Here is a 16184-nt window from a genome sequence, read left to right on the forward strand (position 1 = left end):
TCGCCTGGTCAGGGAACCTGTTCTTTGATCTGTTCGTCTCATGATGTGGCACGGAGCGGCCGGATCGCGGTCGCTCGTTAGACTGCACCAGCAATGAGACGGACCGAGCGAGGAGCGCACGTGGGCCTTGTCGTGCAGAAGTACGGAGGCTCCTCCGTAGCCGATGCCGAGGGCATCAAGCGCGTCGCCAAGCGGATCGTGGATGCCAAGAAGAACGGCCACCAGGTGGTCGTCGTGGTTTCCGCGATGGGCGACACGACGGACGAGCTGATCGATCTCGCCGAGCAGGTGTCGCCGATGCCTGCCGGGCGCGAATTCGACATGCTGCTGACCGCCGGAGAGCGGATCTCCATGGCGCTGCTGGCCATGGCGATCAAAAACCTGGGCCACGAGGCCCAGTCGTTCACCGGTAGCCAGGCGGGCGTCATCACCGACTCGGTCCACAACAAAGCGCGCATCATCGATGTCACGCCGGGCCGCATCCGCACCGCGCTGGACGGCGGCAACATCGCCATCGTCGCCGGCTTCCAGGGCGTGTCCGCGGACAGCAAGGACATCACCACCCTCGGCCGGGGCGGCTCGGACACGACCGCCGTCGCGCTCGCCGCGGCGCTGGACGCCGAGGTCTGCGAGATCTACACCGACGTCGACGGCGTCTTCACCGCGGACCCCCGCGTCGTGAAGAAGGCCAAGAAGATCGACTGGATCTCCTCCGAGGACATGCTGGAGCTCGCGGCCTCCGGTTCCAAGGTGCTGCTGCACCGCTGCGTCGAGTACGCACGCCGCTACAACATCCCGATCCACGTCCGTTCGTCCTTCTCGGGACTTCCGGGCACCTGGGTCAGCAACGAGAATCCGCAAGGGGACGAGCAGGTGGAGCACGCCATCATCTCCGGAGTCGCTCACGACGTCTCCGAAGCCAAGATCACGGTCGTCGGCGTCCCGGACAAGCCGGGTGAGGCCGCGGCGATCTTCCGCGCCGTCGCCGACGCCGAGATCAACATCGACATGATCGTGCAGAACGTGTCCGCCGCCTCCACGGGTCTGACGGACATCTCCTTCACCCTCCCCAAGACCGAGGGCCACAAGGCCATCGACGCGCTGGAGAAGGCGAAGGGCAGGATCGGCTTCGAGTCCCTGCGCTACGACGACCAGATCGGCAAGATCTCCCTGGTCGGCGCGGGCATGAAGACCAACCCGGGCGTCACCGCCGCCTTCTTCCAGGCGATGTCGGACGCGGGCGTGAACATCGAGCTGATCTCCACCTCGGAGATCCGCATCTCGGTGGTCACCCGCCAGGACGACGTCAACGAGGCCGTCCGCGCCGTGCACACGGCCTTCGGCCTCGACTCCGACAGCGACGAAGCCGTCGTCTACGGCGGCAGCGGACGATGACCGCGACCCGGTCCCCCGGCCCGGCGCTCGCCGTGGTCGGGGCGACCGGAGCAGTCGGCTCCGTCGTGCTCCGGATCCTCTCCCAGCGGGCGGACGTCTGGGGTGACGTACGCCTGATCGCCTCCGCGCGCTCGGCCGGCCGGATGCTGTCCGTCCGCGGTGTCGAGAGCGAGGTGCTCGCCCTCACCGAGGACGCCTTCGACGGCCTCGGCGCGGGCGACGTCGTGCTCTTCCTCACCCCGGCCGAGGTCTCGGCCCGGTGGGCTCCCGCCGTCACCGCGCGCGGCGCCGTCGTCGTGGACCAGTCCGCGGCGTTCCGCGAGGACCCCGAGGTGCCGCTGGTGGTGCCCGAGGTGAACGGGCACGCCGTACGGACGCTGCCGCGCGGGATCGTCGCCGGTCCCGACTGCGTGACCGGCGCGATGATCGCCGCCCTGGGCGCGCTGCACGCCGAGTACGGGCTGGCCGACCTGGCCGTCTCCACCTACCAGGCCGCGAGCGCCGCGGGCCGGGCCGGCTCCGAGGCGCTGCGCCGCCAGCTGTCGCTGGTGGCCGGGACCGACCTGGGGGAGCAGCCCGGGGACGTACGCCGTGCCGTCGGCGAGGACACCGGCCCCTTCGCGGCGCCGCTCGCGCTGAACGTCGTACCGTGGTCCGGTGAGCTGTGCGAGGACGGCTGGTCCTCGCACGAGCTGGCCGTACGGGCGCAGGCCCGGCGGATCCTGCAGCTCGACCGGCTCCCGGTGGCGGTGACCTGCGTACAGGTGCCCGTGCTGACGGGGCACTCGCTGACCGTTCGGGCCCGTTTCGGGGCCGAGGTCGACGCCGCGCACGCGCGGGAAATCCTGGACGCCGCGCCCGGGGTGGTCCTGGTGGACGACCCGGCGGCGGGGGAGTTCCCGACCCCGTCGGACGCGGCGGGCACGGATCCGGCCTGGGTGGGGCGGGTGCGGGCCTCGCTCGACGATCCGCGCGGCCTGGAGTTCTTCGTCTGCGCCGACAATCTGCGCCAGGGTGCCGCGCTGAACGCGACCCGGGTCGCGGAACTGGTCGCGGGTGAGTTTGCGTAGTTCACTTTGTAGGATCGTCACTGATCCCTTGATCAAGGTGATGGCCCGACTGCCGCCTCGAAACACGGGGCAACCGGGAAGAGCGGCTACGCATGAGGGCATTGGGGATATCGCGGAGCAGTCCGCCGCGCGTGTACAACCCTGACGGGGGGACGCGTGTCCAACAGGCGTGGCAGAGGCATTGCTGGACTTCGCAGTCATACCGGTGCGCACCGGGGTATATCCGTCGCGCCGGGGTTCCCGGCTGTCCGGCGGGTTCCCGGTGATCGTTCCCGTCCCGCCGTCCCGTCCGGCAGCTTCGGCCCCCACCGCGCCCCCGGCGCTGTCGCCCGCCGTGCCGATCCGCGGCCGTGTGCCCTCGCCGCGCGAAGGCGCTGACAGCCATGGGAGCATCCCGGCGGCCGCGACGGCCGAGGCGGTGGAACTGGTGGCGGGGACCACCGTCGACCACCTCACCGAGACGTACCAGGCGCACTACCGCTCGCTCCTCGGGCTCGCAGCGCTGCTCCTCGACGACACCGCCTCCTGCGAGGACGTGGTCCAGGAGGCATTCATCCGCGTGCACTCCGCCCGCAACCGGGTCCGTGACCGGGACAAGACCCTGGCGTACCTGCGCCAGACCGTCGTCAACCTCTCGCGTTCCGCCCTGCGCCGCCGCATCCTCGGCCTCAAGCTGCTGTCGAAGCCGATGCCGGACATGGCGAGCGCCGAGGAGGGCGCGTACGACCAGTTGGAGCGGGACGATCTCATCAAGTCGATGCGCGGACTCCAGCGGCGCCAGCGCGAGGTGCTGGTGCTGCGCTATTTCGCGGACATGACGGAGGCCCAGGTGGCCGAGACGCTCGGGATCTCGCTCGGCTCGGTGAAGGCGTACGGATCGCGGGGCATTGCCGCGCTGCGGGTGGCGATGGAGGCTGCGCAGTCATGAACGAGGACCACAAGCCGGGCGAGGAAGAGGCACTGCGGAGCCTGCTGCGCGGGGCCGTCGAGGGACTCCAGCCCTCCGAGGGCGCGCTGGACCGGCTGCGGTACGCCGTACCCGTGCGCCGTACGCGCCGGCGCCAGGCCGTCGTGAGCGCGGCCGCGGCGGTGCTGCTGGCCGGGACGGCGATCCCGGCGGCCCTGCACATGGGCGCCGCGCAGGGCGAGAGCGCCGACCGCTCGGCCATGGCCGGCCACGGCCGGCACCAGGGCGGCAAGGACGGCTCCTCCGACCCGCACCAGAACGGCTCCGGCACCCACCCGAGGCCCACGGAGCGCTCCGGCCGGAACTACGGCGGCGCCGGCGGGGTCGGGGGCGGACCCTCGCCCGTGTCCAGCGGCGCCCCCGACGCGGCGACGGGCACCGGCCCCTCGGGCCGGCCCAGCGGCGGCAGCGTCGTCGGCTCCGGCAGCGGGATGCTGCCCCCGCCGGCGGCTCCGGGCGTGCCCGGGTGCAGTGCCGAGCAGCTCGGGGTGTCGGCGAGTGCGCGCGCCCGGGAGGCGGACGGCAAGGTCTACGGGAGTTTCAAGGTCACCAACGTCTCGCCGCGCGGCTGCACCGTCCTCGGCCCGGACACCGTGACCGCGGCCCCCGCGAGCGGGCCCGCGCCCGGCCAGGGCGGTACCGCCGTGGCCGTCGCCGGCCACAGCGCGGGGGATCCGGCGAGCGGGCTGCTGCCCGACCCGTCGAAGGAGGCGCCGCTGATGCTGCTCGCTCCGAACGCGGCGTACGAGGTCCGCTTCGCGTACGTGCCCCCGGACCAGGCCTGCTCGGCGACGACCCCGAAGCCGGGCGGCACGCAGCCGCAGGGCGGCGTGGCGAACGCCCCGGTGGACGGCGACAGCGCGGGCGCCACGGGTGCGGACGGCGGCGCGGGCTCGGGATCGACCGGCGGGACGGGCGGCACGACGCCGCCGGCTCCGGCCGGTACGGGGGTGACGGTGTCCCACACGCCCAGTACCCCGCTGCCCGGGGCGACCACGACGCAGACGACGATCCCCGACGCGTGCGGGGGCACGGTCTACCGCACGGGAGTGATCCCGGTGGAGACCCCGGCGGCGCCGTAGCCCTCCGGACGGAGCCGGGGCCGCAGCCGGGGCCGGGGCCGCAGCCGGAGCGCCCGGCCGCCGTCGCGCGGCTACGGCGCGACGGCCAGGCCGGCTTCCGCGTCGCGCAGGGTCTCCACCTCGCGGCGGTAGAGGCGGAACCACATGAAGAGCACGAAGGCGGCGAAGACGAACCACTCGCCGGTGTAGCCGAGGTTCTGGAAGGCCTTGAGGTCGAGCCCGGTGTTGCTCGGCGCCTCCGCGGGCACCGGAACCAGCCCGTCGGACGGGGTCTGCACGGTCAGCCACGCGTCGTACAGCTCGTACGGCACGAGGTTGACCAGCGAGGCCGCGCCGATCACGCCGAGCTGCCCGGCCGGTAGGCCGCCCTCCGCGTTCACGCCCTTGGTGCTGGAGTTCTCGGAGGCCTGCAGCGCGCCCGCCACCTCGACGCGCCCGGTCGGCGCCGCCGGCGCCCGGCCCGCGTCCGCGGTGCCCGGCAGCCAGCCCCGGACCACCGGGACGGCCTTGCCGGAGTCGGTCCTGAGCAGGGTCAGTACGTAGAAGCCGGACTTGCCGTCGAGCCGCCGGTCCGGGACGAGCAGCTGCTCGGCGTACTCCCCGGAGGCCGAAGCGAGCTGCCCGGAGGTCTTCTTGTCCACCGGAAGCAGCGATTCCAGCGGTACGGGCGCCTGGCCGGCGGGCTGCCCGGCGGTCGCCTCCTGGTGGGTGGCGACGCGGTCCTCGAACCGGCCGAGCTGCCAGGTCCCCATGAACAGGCAGAAGGGAACGCCGAGCGCGACGAAGACGTTGATCCCCCACCACCGCGGGGTCAGGAGAAACCGGTGCACCCCACCACCGTACGGGGGGTGCACCGGTCGCCTTCTCCCGGGGCTCCGTCAGGCGGACGGGCCGGGCAGGTGCTTCAGCGCGAAGTCCAGCTCCATCCGGACCTGCTTGATCCGCTCCTCCACCACGAGCGAGCCGTGCCCGGCGTCGTAGCGGTACACGTCGTGCACCGCCCCGCGCGCCGCGAGCCGGTCCACGTAGTTGTCGATCTGCCGGATCGGGCAGCGCGGGTCGTTGACGCCCGCCGCGATGTGGACGGGAGCCTTCACCGCATCGACGTAGGTCAGCGGCGAGGACACCTCGAAGCGCTCCGGGACCTCCTCCGGCGTGCCGCCGAAGAGGGTGCGGTCCAGGGACTTCAGCGCCTCCATCTCGTCGTGGTAGGCCGTCACGTAGTCGGCGACCGGTACCGCGGCCAGCCCCACCGCCCAGGCCTCCGGCTGCATGCCGAGGCCCAGCAGCGTCAGGTAGCCGCCCCACGACCCGCCCGACAGCACCAGCCGCTCCGGATCCGCGAGGCCGCTCGCGACGGCCCACTCGCGGACCGCCCCGATGTCCTCCAGCTCGATCAGGCCGACCCGGTGCTTGAGCGCGTCGGTCCACTCGCGCCCGTACCCCGTCGAGCCCCGGTAGTTGACCCGCACCACGGCGAAGCCGTGGTCCAGCCAGGCGGCCGGGCCCGCCGCGAAGGCGTCGCTGTCGTGCCAGGTGGGCCCGCCGTGCACCTCGAAGACCGTCGGGAAGGGGCCGTCGCCGTGGCCCACCGGCCGCTGCGCCAGCGCGTGGATCCGCCCGCCGGGGCCCTCCACCCACACGTCCTCCACCGGCACCGAGCCGGGCGGCCGGAAGCCCGGAGGGTCCAGTACGACCCCGCCCGCCGTCGAGCGCAGCGCCGAGGGCTCGGCCGCCGAGGACCACTGGTACTCCACCGACCCGTCGGGCCGCGCCGTGGCGCCCGAGACCGTCCCCGGCGGGGTGTCCAGGCGTACGAGGCCCCGCGCGGCCAGGTCGTAGCGCCACAGCTCGCTGCGCGCCTCGAAGCTGTGCGCGATCAGCAGCGCGGAACCGTCGGGGTACCACTCGGCGCTGACGTCGCCCGGGAGCTCGACCGCCAGCTCCTCCTGCGTACCGGTGGCCACGTCCCACACCATCGGCTCCCAGCGGCCGCGCCGCTGGTGGCCGATCAGCAGCCGGGTGTCGCCCGCGACCGGCGCGAAGCCCAGCACCTCCAGGCCGAGCTCCTCGGTACCGCCCTTGGAGTCGTCCAGCTCGGCGACGGTCTCGCCGTCGAGGGTCAGCACGCGCAGGGCGGAGTGCATGGCGTCGCCGTGCTCGGTGTGCTCGATGGCGATCAGGGACCCGTCGTGGGACAGGTCGCCCACGCCGGCCGACTCGCGGTGCCGGTAGACGACGGCGGGAGCGCTGCCGTCGGCCCGTACGACGTGGATCGTGGACCCGTCCTCGTCGGTGGACCGGCCGACGACCGCCGTGCCGTCACGGCCGATGGCGAGCCCGGCGGGGTACGAGGGCTCCAGCCCGGGCGTGGCCGGCTCGTCGGGGCCGCCTGCGAAGGGCTGGCGCACCCAGGTGCCGAACTCGTCGCCGTCGGTGTCGGAGAACCACCAGATCCACTCGCCGTCGGGGGAGAGGGCGCCGTCGGTGGTGCCGTTCGGGCGGTCGGTGGCCTGCCGCTGCGCGCCGGTGGCGCGGTCCCAGGCGTAGAGCTCGTAGGTCCCGGTCGCATTGGAGACGAAGAGCGAACGGTCCGGGGCGTCCTCTGCCCAGTCGGGCAGTCCTACGCGCGGCGCCCTGAACCGCTTTTCCCAGTCGGGCATGGCGTGTGCGTCAGTCATGCCCCTATGTAACCCGATGCCCCGGGATGCCGACTGGTCCGAACGGGTGCATGGTGGTGTGCGTACTCCGATCGTCCTGACGTTTCCGAGGAGGAGCGATCATGGCCAAGAAGGCTCGTACCGGTCAGCACGGCCACCAGGATTCCCAGCGTGCGATGGCGAAGAACACGGCGGCCGAGGCACGCGCCAAGGCCGCGGTCCAAGACGTGCACTCGTCCGCCGCGAAGACCCGGGGCATGCAGCAGAAGGCCCAGTCCAAGCGCGGCTGATCCACCGGCCACGGAACTAAGGTGGCCCCATGCGGATGATCGTCCGGGGCGCCCGGCTGCTGCACGCCGGTGACGGCACCGGAAGCCGGGGCCTGTACGACGTCGAGGTCGCGGAGGACGGGCGGATCGCCCGCGTCCTCCCGCACGACGACCAGAAGGAACCGCCGGCCACGGGCGTGCTGATCGAGGCCCACGGCGGGCTCCTCACCGCGCCCTTCGTCGAGCCGCACATCCACCTCGACACCGCTCTGACCGCGGGCGAACCGCGGCCGAACGCCTCCGGCACCCTATGGGAGGGCATCGCCTGCTGGAGCGAGCGCAAGCGGACCCTGACCCGCGAGGACGTCATCGCGCGGGCCACCGAGGTGCTGCGCTGGCAGGCGGCCCAGGGCGTGCTGCACGTCCGCACCCACTGCGACGTCACCGACCCGGCGCTCACCGGGCTCGACGCCCTGCTGGAGGTCCGCGACCGGGTCCGGGACGTCATGACCCTCCAGATCGTGGCCTTCCCGCAGGAGGGCATCGCCTCCTTCCCGGACGGCGGGGCGCTGCTGCGCGAGGCGATCGTGCGCGGGGCCGACGTCGTCGGCGCGATCCCGCACTTCGAGGACACGCGCGAGGATGGGGTGGCTTCGCTGGGCACCGCCTTCGCGCTGGCCGAGGAGTACGGACTGCGGGTGGACGCCCACTGCGACGAGATCGACGACGAGCAGTCCCGGTTCGTGGAGGTACTGGCCACCCTCGCCCTGCGCACGGGTCTGCGCGAGCGCGCCACGGCCTCCCACACGACGGCGATGGGCTCCTACGGCGGCGCGTACAGCTTCAAACTCCAGCGGCTGCTGGCGCGGTCCGGGATCAACCTGGTCTCCAACCCCTTCGCCAACCTCGGCCTCCAGGGCCGCTTCGACGCCTACCCCAAGCGGCGCGGCCTCACCCAGGTCAAGGAGATGCTGGCGGCGGGGGTCAACGTGGCCTTCGGGCATGACGACGTGATGGACCCCTGGAACGCGCTCGGCACCGGCAACCCGCTGCAGACCGCCCTCGTCGGCATCTACGCCGCCCAGCTCACGGGGGCCGACGAGATCCCGGTGGCCTTCTCGATGGTGACGGACCGCGCGGCGCGCGTGCTGGGCCTGTCGGAGGCGGAGTACGGCATCGCGGAGGGCGCCCCCGCCTCCTTCGTCCTGCTCCCGGCACCGAGCCCCGAGGAGGCGATCCGCCGCCAGGTGCGCCCGCGGTACGTCGTCTCGCGCGGCACGGTCCTCGCCGAGACCCCGCCGGCACCGGCCCGGCTGCTGGCGTGGCCGGGCGAACAGGCCCCCTCCGAGGTGGACTTCACCCGGCGCCGCCTACCCTGACACGTCATGACATGGACTTTTGACACGCCGGCGGGGCGGGCCGCCCTGGAGATCGCCACCGAGTACGCGGACGCGGAGCTGCTCGCCCACTCCGTCCGCTCCTACGCCTTCGCCGCGCAGTACGCGGAGCAGCACGGGCTGACGTACGACGGGGAACTCCTCTACGTCAGCGCCCTGTTGCACGACCTCGGCCTGACGGCGCCCTTCGACAGCCACACGCTCCCCTTCGAGGAGGCGGGCGGCCACGTCGCGCGCGTCCTGACGGCGGGCCTGGGCTGGCCGGCGCAGCGGCGGGCCCGCGCGGCGGAGGTCATCGTGCTGCACATGCGCGACGACGTCACGGCGGCCGAGGACGTCGAGAGCCACCTGCTCCAGGTCGGCACCAGCGCGGACGTCTCGGGGCTGCGGGTGGCGGACTTCGACCCGGCGTTCACGGCCGGTCTCCTCGCGCAGCACCCGCGGGGCGGCTTCGGGGCGTCCTTCCTCGCGCTGGTCGAGGACCAGGCCGTACGCAAGCCCGCCTGCGCGGCGGCGGCGTACGTCGCGGGCGGCGCGGCCGCGCGCATCGCGGCGAACCCGCTGGGCTGACCGGGACCGGCCGCCCCGGCCCGTCCGGGGCGGCAGGGTGGGTCAGAAGAACCCGAGGAGGTTGTCCAGGGACCAGACCTGCCAGCCCATCGCGAAGAAGGCCACGGCCGAGATCAGCGCCATCATCAGGTTCTGCCCCTGCTCGCCCCAGTCGTGGATCATGAGCACGAGGTAGATCAGGTTCAGGAGCAGCCCGGCCACCAGGGCTATCGGGGTCAGGAAGCCGGCGATGAGCCCGAGCCCGAGCGCCAGCTCCGCGTAGGCGACGAGGTAGGCCATGAAGCGCGGGTACGGCTTGACCACCAGGTCGAAGCCGCGCGTGACGAAGCCCCACCGGTGCTCGGCCGCCACCCCGGCCGCCCACCGGATGCCGCCACCGCCGAACCAGTCCTTCTTGTCCTTGTGCCGCCAGCTCTCCAGCCACCACAGCCCGAGCCCGATGCGCAGAACGGCGACCCATTCGGGCCCGCCGAGCCAGATGGTCTGCATCCCCGGTTCCCTTCCCTCGCGTACCTGACGATCCGTCAGTTTCCAGGCGAGGGCACCACGTGGCAAGGGGTCCGACGACCCCCGGCCCGGCATCTTCAAGATCAACCGGAAGTCATGGCCACCCGTACGGCCGCACACAACGAAGCAGGGCCGGTTTCCCTGAAGGAAACCGGCCCTGCGACTACAGCGTCGGGGTGGCGGGATTTGAACCCACGACCTCTTCGTCCCGAAGCAACCCGGGCCGATGGGTGATCTGCCGGTCCTGCTCCGCTGACCTGCGACGGAGGTTCGCCAGTGTCTGTGGTTGTCCGCCGCCGTACGGTGCCGTTGTCACGCAGTTAGACACTCACCGCTGCGCTCCTCCGTGGCATCCACAGCCGCCGAGTCAGCGGAACAGTTCCGGTACCGGGCAGACCTCCAACGGCTCCTCTGGCCGGTCGGCCCAGTGCCACCACACGTGCGGGCCGGGACACTTCCACAGCGCCCGGCACACCCGCTTGTCGTCTTCCGTCCGCCGGGACAGGACCAAGCCGCAAGACTTCAAGGGCTGGCTGCACTCGGGACAGGTCGGCGCGCCACTCGTCATGCTCCGCACGCTAGCCGACCTCTCAGTGATCTTCTGCTCCGTAGCTCTAGCCAGACCGGTCAGCGAGGGTCATTCCAGCCGTTTCGGAGCCGCACTGAGGCAACGCCGATCAGGCACGGTTGCGGTGGTTGCTGTACGCGACTGCTGTACTTCCGCCCAGCAAGGCTGCCAGCAATGCCATCGTGTTGACGTATACCCCTACGATTTCGGCCGCAGCCGGCCAGAGAACCAGAACGACGACGATCACCGGGACAAAGTCATTGACCCGGCTGGGATTTGACTCCTGGCCGCACAACGCCAGAATCGACATGGACCCTCCTGGGGTTCCGGGCCCGCCCCCAGCCGTCACGGTTCCAGCCTCAAGCGGCAGGGGGCGGGCGAGCGAGTTTCCATCATGGGGCGTCTCGACGCGGGGCCAAACTCTCGCTAGACAGATCAACTCACCGTCGTTAGCTGTCGCTAATTCGCAGCGTCCGGTTCAATTCTGGTATTACTGTAATTGCTGGTACGCACCCACCTGGGCCTTACCGTTTCCAATATTTGCGACTTTATAATGAAGCGTTGTAAGGACAGGGGACGCGAGGGGTGTACGCGTAACGATCGCTATGACCCGGCGCGACAGATGCGTGATGCAGATCACAATCCGGTCGGACGCGACCACAGCACCACCTGCTGTCATCCCGTCTGCCGTCGTCCCACACGGAGTGGTAGCGGGGCAGTCGCCAGGGGCCCAGGTGGAGCGCCCTGCTGGACGAACGACCTGGGCCCCTGGCGGCTGGTCTGCTACGGCTTGCCCTGGGACGACGGCAGGCGGGATGACAGCCCCCACCCCGAACCACAACCCACCCGCGGGCGCATGACGGGCCCCGCATCCCGGAGTCGGAGCGCCCCCGCCGGAGGCATGTCGGTGAGTGATGGCGCTGCCGGCCCGTAGGGCTCGACTCATGCCCTTGGGCCTACCCGCCTACAGGGGCGGGCGTCGGCGCAGCGGGGGCGGAGCGGGCCGCAGGCAGGAGCGTCGCCCCGAGCGGAGCCGGGAAGCCCGCCCGGCGGAGCGGAGCGCAGCCGGGTGCTTGATGAGGTAGAGAAACCTGTAACAGGTCCCCGCCGCTCCTGGCGGTCTTGCCGCCCTGGCCCGTAGCTGCTGGCATACCTGTGGGGACGGCAGCATGGGGGGCTGATGAGCGATCTCACGGTGAATCCGTGGAAGAGGCATGGCAGGGACCGGCTCTATGTGAACCTGCCGAACGGAATGGCTGTCGCCTGGGCAGACCGAGCGACGATGACCGTGACGATCAAGGTGCAGAAGTACCGGGACGAGGCACTCGCCCTCCTCCGGCTCCACCTCGGGGACGGGCTCGTCGTCGACGCCACACCCTCAACCCGCGTCCAGGCCTCGGACCCCGAACCGCCCGTCCCCGAGCCCCGGCCCACGCCCCCAAGGCACCGGCCAGATCGGGTGGCCTCCCTCCCGCCCCTCTCTCCGGGTGACGACCTGGCACGGAACCGCCCCGGGGCGCGTCTGCTGGGGACCATCGCCGAACGCGGCCCGTCTACGGCCCAGCGGTGGAAGGCGAAGCTGCTTAGACAGTCCTCGGAGTGGGACAACTGGTACACGGGACTTGAGGGAGAGCGGCGGGTCGGCCAGGAGCTGAATCGCCTGTCTCCGCTCGGCTGGCGGGTTCTCCACGGGGTCGAGAAGAGCAACGGCGGCGACATCGACCACTTGGTGATCGGACCCGGAGGCGTGTTCAGCATCAACACCAAGACCCACCGGGGCGCTTCGGTCTGGGTCGGTGACTCGATGGCCAAGGTCAACGGCGGGCCGCCGCAGCCCTACGCCGCTGCGAGCAAGGCCGAGGCCGACTACGTACGAAGGGTGCTCGGGCGGTACTGCGACTTCGAGGTCCCCGTCGAGCCGGTCCTGGTCTTCGTCGGCGCCGCGGCTCTAAAACGGGCAGTGACGCAGTATGCCGTTCGGATCTATCAGGAACGGGAGGTCTCGGCCCTCGGCCCGCTGACCGGCAAGCTCAACCCGGAGCAGGTGGAGAGCGTCTACGCCGTCGCCCGTCACCGACGCGCCTGGCTCCGGGCCTGACCCGCTTCATCGCGCAGGAGCCGACTCGTGAAGCCGTGCCGACACAGCCGCTCGTACGCCTCGGTCACGTCGCCGGGGACCTGCTGGCTGATCATGAAGCCCTGCGCCGGGTAGATCAGCAGACGCTGCAAGGCACCGACCAGCATGTCGATCACCAGGCGAGCATCACCGATGGAGTCGACGTACTCGTCCAGGGTCATCGGGCTGGAGGTACTGACGATCTCGACCTCGGGCCACAGCTTCCGCGCGGTGGCGTACGCACGCCGCTCCTCGTACGGCTTGCTGATCAGCAGCACGGAGGAGACGTCGACACCGGCCTCCTCGAGCAACTCTCGGGAGAAGCGGATGTTCTCGCCCGTGTTCCGGGCTCGCGGCTCGACGAGTACGGCCGAGCTGGGGACGCCGAGGTCGAGCGCCCGCTCTCGATAGTGGACGGCTTCACCGCGGGGCATCCGCTCCTGCGTCGTCGGGCTGGTGGCACCGGTGAAGACGAGGAGAGGAGCCATGCCGGTCCGGTACAGCTCGGCTGCGGTGTCGGCCACGCCCAAGTCATGGCTGCCGAGCCCGATCGCGACGGAGCACGGCCGGGGTGTGTGGCCCATCTGGTGGTAGTCCCAGAGGCGCCGCGTGTCCGCCCAGTCCTGTGTCGAGATCACTGCTGGCCTTCCGTGTCCTTCGCCGAGTCCGGCACCTTGAAGTCGTACTCCCAGGCGAACCGCGAGGCAGCGTGCACCCCGATGGCGAATTCGACCACGGTGCCGTCCGCCGTGTAGGTCGTACGGTGCAGCTCGACGACCGGTTCGCCCGGCGGTAGCTGCAAGAGCTTCGATTCGTCCGCAGTGGGCGTGCGGGCGAAGACCCGCTCCTTCATGTGGTCGATCTCGTAGCCCGCGTCGTACAGCACGCGAAACCCGCCGCCTCGGCCGGCAGGACCGGGCGTCGGATCCACCAAACGCGTACCTTCTACGTGCTCGGGCCGGTAGTAGCTGGTCAGCGTGTGTGTCGGCTGATCGCCTTCCTTCACCAGCCGGGCACGGGCATAGACCGGGGCGTTCGCCGGCAGACCGTGTGCGGCGGCCACCTCGGGGGATGCCTCGACGAGGCTGACGGACTGGGTCTGCTCGTTGCGGCGGTACGCCCGACCCGATGCCACGCGGTCCGCGATGAACGCCACCTCATCCCCATCGCGCCACTTGGCCTTGTCGTACCGGGCGATACCAAGCCGCTTGAGCGGCACCTGCTGTCGCACGACGGTGCCGTGGCCTCGGGAAGAGGTGACCAAGCCTTCCGCTTCCAGCGCCTTGTACGCGGCATGAACCGTGGACTTGGAGCCTTCTCCCGCCTCGACCAGCTCTCTGATGTGCGGCAACTGTTGGCCCGGCGCGTAGTCACCGCCTCTGATCCGTTCAGCCAGCTTGTCCGCCAGCTCTCGCCACTTGGGCGCCATTTCGAACTCCTCTCGCCGGAATCAGTCAAACACAGTCCCAGGACTGTTGACAGTCCTGGGACTGCGGTGCACTATCTCCTTAGGCGCTCGCAGTCCTAGGACAGCGAGCCTCGGCAGCCTTCTTTGGGCTGCTCCGACAACGCTGGAGGTACTGATGCCGTCGTTCAAGGTGGACACGTCGACCGCCGTGGTGTTCGTGGCCACGGCACCCACTCCGAAGCTCGTGAGCAAGCAGACCGGCGAACGAGCCATGGACCGGGAGACCGGGGCCGGGCTGTCCACGGTGGGGCTGCTGATCTCCGACGAGGGGGAGGGCAACCTCTACCAGGTGACCGTGCCGGAGACCGGGCTCCCCGAGGGCCTGATGCCGGGTATCCCGGTCTCCGTGATCGGCCTGAAGGCGCGGGACTGGGAGAACACGTTCAACGGCCAGACCCGGCACGGCATCTCGTTCCGTGCCGTCGCCCTCACGACCGCCGGGGCCTGACCATGACCGACCTGACGACCTTATGGGAGCTCGGCCTCCCTCTGGCCGGTAGCGGCGGCGGGCTCTGGTACACGAAGGCCCGCGCCCCGCGCGTGTACTGGTCCGTTGCCGGTCTGCCCATGGCGCGTGTGCGCTTCGCAGTCACGTACCGCTCCACGATGGACGTGTGCGGGCTGACGGTCCAGCCGTCCCGGCTCCGGGCCTTCGTGGTCCGCAACGTCGCCCGCCGCAGCGACGTACAGCCCGTCCCGCCGAAGGTTCGCCGGGTACGGGGCTCCTCGACCGGGATGCGGGTCACCCTGCGCCTGCCGGCCGGGCTGGAGCCCGCGGACGTGATCGCGGCCTCCGAACGGCTGCGGCACGCCTGGGGCGTCCACTCCGTCAACGTCGTGGAGACCAAGCCCGGGTTCGTCGAGCTGCGGATGACCGGCTACGACGTACTGCGACGGGTGAAGATGCCGCGCCGGATCCCTTCGGGGCAGCTGGCGGTCCCGGTCGCCCTCCGGGAGGACGGTACGGCGTTCGTACGGGACTACCTCAGGGTCCCGCACGCGCTGACCCTCGGCGCCAACCAGTCGGGCAAGTCGATGTACCTGCGCAACCTGATCACCGGATTGGCCCCGCTGCGGGTCGCCCTGGTCGGGATCGACTGCAAGCGGGGGGTCGAGCAACGCCGTTACGCGCCGCGGCTGTCGGCGCTCGCCATGACGCCGGACGACGCATCCGGGGTCCTGGACACGCTCCTGGAGGAGATGGAGAACCGCTTCGACCTGCTGAGCTACCACGGGGTCGGAGACCTCTGGGCCCTGCCCGACGAGGTGCGGCCGGTACCGATCGTGCTGCTCGTGGACGAGGTCGCGGAGCTGTTCCTCGTAGCAAGCAAGAAGGACGAAGAACGCCGGGACCGGATGGTCACCCAGTTGATCCGCCTCGGGCAGATGGCCCGCGCCGCTGGCATCTACCTGGAGATCTGCGGACAGCGCTTCGGGTCCGACCTCGGCAAGGGGGCTACGACGCTCCGCGCCCAGCTCACCGGCCGTGTGGTCCACCGCGTCAACGACAAGCAGACCGCCGACATGGGCCTGGGCGACATCGCCCCGGACGCGGTCGTGGCCGTGACGACGATCCCGCCCGACAAGCCCGGGGTCGCTGTGGCCGGCGACTCCTCCGGCGGCTGGTCCCGGATCCGCACTCCCGAGCTGAGCGCGGACGAAGCTGCCGAGATCTGCGCGCAGTTCGCGGACCTGACCCCGCTCATTCCCGCCCTCGCCCCGTACCGCCCGGTGATCTCGACCCGGACCCCCGCGGGTGGATCCGTCCCGCTGGTGAATCCGATCCCGGCGATGGACTGAGAGTCCCCCTTCCCTCGGTCGGCGCGACCGCCTCGCGCCAGGTCCCTACCCGGCCCATGCCCGAAACCGAAGGGAACCGCCATGACCGTCCAGAAGCAGCCGCCGACGCGGCGGCGCTCGCCCAAGTCCGCTCCGGCCGCGCCGAACTGTGAGACCTGCGGCGGAACGGGCGAGACCGCCACGACCGTCCGGGTCGGCCGCAAGCGCCGGGAGATCGGCGCCACGCAGTCCGGACTGTGCCCGGCCTGCCTCGGCACCGGCACCGCTTGACCGTCCCGAACCTGCTGGTGCCGGACCGAAGCGCCCGGCACCGGC

Annotated in this window: 17 protein-coding genes; 11 read left to right on the forward strand and 6 right to left on the reverse strand. The window is 71.2% G+C overall.

All coding sequences use genetic code 11. From position 1 onward, the window contains the following. Nucleotides 1-120: 120 nt before the first annotated feature. The 4 genes from AB0M99_RS23815 to AB0M99_RS23830 all read left to right on the forward strand — a co-directional run bounded on the left by AB0M99_RS23815 (nucleotide 121) and on the right by AB0M99_RS23830 (nucleotide 4514). Nucleotides 121-1395 (forward strand): aspartate kinase, encoded by a 1275-nt coding sequence (locus tag AB0M99_RS23815; protein WP_365923570.1) that lies wholly within the window; start codon nucleotides 121-123, stop codon nucleotides 1393-1395. Then, entirely contained in the window at nucleotides 1392-2465 is a 1074-nt protein-coding gene (locus tag AB0M99_RS23820) for an aspartate-semialdehyde dehydrogenase (protein ID WP_365923572.1), read from the forward strand. Before AB0M99_RS23815 ends, AB0M99_RS23820 begins: the two co-directional genes overlap by 4 nt. Nucleotides 2466-2664: 199 nt before the next feature. Next, nucleotides 2665-3393, forward strand: coding sequence for a SigE family RNA polymerase sigma factor (locus AB0M99_RS23825; protein ID WP_365923699.1), 729 nt, complete (start codon nucleotides 2665-2667; stop codon nucleotides 3391-3393). Continuing rightward, complete coding sequence (locus AB0M99_RS23830; RefSeq protein ID WP_365923574.1) at nucleotides 3390-4514, forward strand: hypothetical protein; 1125 nt, start codon at nucleotides 3390-3392, stop codon at nucleotides 4512-4514. The genes AB0M99_RS23825 and AB0M99_RS23830 overlap by 4 nt, the downstream gene beginning before the upstream one ends. Before the next feature lie 71 nt (nucleotides 4515-4585). Here AB0M99_RS23830 and AB0M99_RS23835 read toward each other — a convergent pair whose 3' ends face one another. Together AB0M99_RS23835 and AB0M99_RS23840 are read right to left on the reverse strand one after the other, a co-directional pair. Further along, a complete protein-coding gene (locus AB0M99_RS23835) occupies nucleotides 4586-5344 on the reverse strand; it encodes an SURF1 family protein (RefSeq protein WP_365923576.1) in 759 nt (252 codons plus the stop codon). A 48-nt stretch (nucleotides 5345-5392) separates the two neighbouring features. Continuing rightward, nucleotides 5393-7195 (reverse strand): prolyl oligopeptidase family serine peptidase, encoded by a 1803-nt coding sequence (locus AB0M99_RS23840; RefSeq protein ID WP_365923578.1) that lies wholly within the window; start codon nucleotides 7193-7195, stop codon nucleotides 5393-5395. Between the two features lie 101 nt (nucleotides 7196-7296). On the opposite strand from AB0M99_RS23840, the gene AB0M99_RS23845 reads away from it, so the two are divergent. The 3 genes from AB0M99_RS23845 to AB0M99_RS23855 are packed head-to-tail and all read left to right on the forward strand — an operon-like array spanning nucleotide 7297 to nucleotide 9410. Next, nucleotides 7297-7464: a hypothetical protein gene (locus AB0M99_RS23845; RefSeq protein WP_365923580.1), complete on the forward strand. Its 168-nt coding sequence runs from the start codon at nucleotides 7297-7299 to the stop codon at nucleotides 7462-7464. Nucleotides 7465-7493: 29 nt separating this feature from the next. After that, the gene (codA, locus tag AB0M99_RS23850) at nucleotides 7494-8822 is read left to right on the forward strand and encodes a cytosine deaminase (RefSeq protein WP_365923582.1); all 1329 of its coding nucleotides are present in this window, start codon (nucleotides 7494-7496) and stop codon (nucleotides 8820-8822) included. Between the two features lie 6 nt (nucleotides 8823-8828). Then, nucleotides 8829-9410, forward strand: a complete 582-nt coding sequence (locus tag AB0M99_RS23855; protein ID WP_365923584.1) for an HD domain-containing protein — start codon at nucleotides 8829-8831, stop codon at nucleotides 9408-9410. Nucleotides 9411-9452: 42 nt separating this feature from the next. Here AB0M99_RS23855 and AB0M99_RS23860 read toward each other — a convergent pair whose 3' ends face one another. Together AB0M99_RS23860 and AB0M99_RS23865 are read right to left on the reverse strand one after the other, a co-directional pair. Continuing rightward, a complete protein-coding gene (locus tag AB0M99_RS23860) occupies nucleotides 9453-9899 on the reverse strand; it encodes a DoxX family protein (protein WP_365923586.1) in 447 nt (148 codons plus the stop codon). A gap of 695 nt (nucleotides 9900-10594) precedes the next feature. Then, nucleotides 10595-10795: a hypothetical protein gene (locus AB0M99_RS23865; protein WP_365923588.1), complete on the reverse strand. Its 201-nt coding sequence runs from the start codon at nucleotides 10793-10795 to the stop codon at nucleotides 10595-10597. Nucleotides 10796-11767: 972 nt separating this feature from the next. On the opposite strand from AB0M99_RS23865, the gene AB0M99_RS23870 reads away from it, so the two are divergent. Then, a complete protein-coding gene (locus tag AB0M99_RS23870; protein WP_365923590.1) occupies nucleotides 11768-12583 on the forward strand; it encodes a nuclease-related domain-containing protein in 816 nt (271 codons plus the stop codon). Here the strand turns inward: AB0M99_RS23870 and AB0M99_RS23875 are convergent. Both AB0M99_RS23875 and AB0M99_RS23880 read right to left on the reverse strand, forming a co-directional pair. Beyond that, nucleotides 12556-13239: a YdcF family protein gene (locus AB0M99_RS23875; RefSeq protein ID WP_365923592.1), complete on the reverse strand. Its 684-nt coding sequence runs from the start codon at nucleotides 13237-13239 to the stop codon at nucleotides 12556-12558. The two genes, AB0M99_RS23870 and AB0M99_RS23875, sit on opposite strands and share 28 nt — an antisense overlap. Continuing rightward, a complete protein-coding gene (locus AB0M99_RS23880; RefSeq protein ID WP_365923593.1) occupies nucleotides 13236-14030 on the reverse strand; it encodes a GntR family transcriptional regulator in 795 nt (264 codons plus the stop codon). Before AB0M99_RS23880 ends, AB0M99_RS23875 begins: the two co-directional genes overlap by 4 nt. A gap of 154 nt (nucleotides 14031-14184) precedes the next feature. Between AB0M99_RS23880 and AB0M99_RS23885 the strand changes: the two genes are divergently transcribed. The 3 genes from AB0M99_RS23885 to AB0M99_RS23895 all read left to right on the forward strand — a co-directional run bounded on the left by AB0M99_RS23885 (nucleotide 14185) and on the right by AB0M99_RS23895 (nucleotide 16139). Then, nucleotides 14185-14517, forward strand: coding sequence for a hypothetical protein (locus AB0M99_RS23885; RefSeq protein WP_365923595.1), 333 nt, complete (start codon nucleotides 14185-14187; stop codon nucleotides 14515-14517). Nucleotides 14518-14519: 2 nt separating this feature from the next. After that, nucleotides 14520-15869 carry an FtsK/SpoIIIE domain-containing protein gene (locus tag AB0M99_RS23890; protein WP_365923597.1) on the forward strand — a complete coding sequence of 450 codons (1350 nt, stop codon included), beginning with the start codon at nucleotides 14520-14522 and terminating at the stop codon, nucleotides 15867-15869. Nucleotides 15870-15950: 81 nt separating this feature from the next. Then, complete coding sequence (locus AB0M99_RS23895; RefSeq protein WP_365923599.1) at nucleotides 15951-16139, forward strand: hypothetical protein; 189 nt, start codon at nucleotides 15951-15953, stop codon at nucleotides 16137-16139. Nucleotides 16140-16184 lie beyond the last annotated feature (45 nt).

Origin of the sequence: Streptomyces sp. NPDC051183, from assembly GCF_040682455.1 — a bacterium.
In the GTDB taxonomy this organism is placed as follows: Bacteria; Actinomycetota; Actinomycetes; order Streptomycetales; family Streptomycetaceae; genus Streptomyces.